General features: G+C 66.7%; 1 protein-coding gene. It reads left to right on the forward strand.

What is annotated here, in order from left to right:
• A partial coding sequence (locus MRBLSP13_RS21565) for a helix-turn-helix domain-containing protein (protein ID WP_363756569.1) occupies nt 1-255 on the forward strand: 255 nt, incomplete at both ends.

The raw sequence follows: 255 nt of genomic DNA on the forward strand, positions 1-255 counted from the left end.
AATCCTGGACGGCGGGAGCCGGAGCGAGGCAGCCCGTGTGGCCGGGGTGACGCTGCAGATCGTGCGCGACTGGGTATTGCGCTTCAACGAAGATGGCCCCGAGGGGCTGGCGACACGCAAGGCGCCGGGCAGGGCATCGATCCTTAATGATGAGCAGCGTGCCCGGCTGGCTGGACAAGTCGAGGCTGGGCCGATCCCGGCTGCTCATGGTGTCGTGCGCTGGCGGCTTGTCGATCTGACGCAGTGGATATGGGA

It is taken from the genome of Sphingobium sp. LSP13-1-1.1, assembly GCF_040676415.1.
Classification (GTDB): domain Bacteria; phylum Pseudomonadota; class Alphaproteobacteria; order Sphingomonadales; family Sphingomonadaceae; genus Sphingobium.